This is a genomic window from Streptomyces calidiresistens (assembly GCF_014141525.1).
In the GTDB taxonomy this organism is placed as follows: Bacteria; Actinomycetota; Actinomycetes; order Streptomycetales; family Streptomycetaceae; genus Streptomyces; species Streptomyces calidiresistens.
Genome location: NZ_VKHS01001590.1, coordinates 1 through 419, shown reverse-complemented (window position 1 = coordinate 419; position 419 = coordinate 1). Strand labels below are relative to the sequence as shown.

General features: G+C 65.9%; 1 protein-coding gene. It reads right to left on the bottom strand.

Translation table 11 applies throughout. The features are described 5' to 3' along the window. Positions 1 to 14 precede the first annotated feature (14 nt). Positions 15 to 419: enolase C-terminal domain-like protein (locus FOE67_RS31055; RefSeq protein ID WP_498370734.1), on the bottom strand; the 405-nt coding region annotated here is incomplete at its 5' end.

Here is a 419-nt window from a genome sequence, read left to right as displayed (position 1 = left end):
TGGTAAGGCGGTTTTTATTGGCGGCGCAGGCGCGCCAGCTTGTCGCGATCGATCTCGATGCCCAGGCCGGGGCCGGTCGGCACCTGCAACATGAAGTCGCGGTATTGCAGCGGCTCGGTCAGCAGTTCTTGCGTGAGCAACAAGGGGCCGAACAGCTCGGTGCCGAACTGCAGCTCGCCGAAGGTGGAAAACACGTGGGCCGACGCTGCTGTGCCGACAGCCCCTTCGAGCATCGTTCCGCCGTAGAGGCTGATGCCCGCAAGCTGCGCGATGGCGGCGACCTGCATGGCCGGAACCAACCCGCCGGACTGCGCGATCTTCACGGCAAAGACGTCGGCGCTCGCGCTGCACGCCAGTTCGAAGGCATCGAGCGGACCGTGCAGTGCCTCATCGGCCATCATCGGCACGGCGAACTGGCG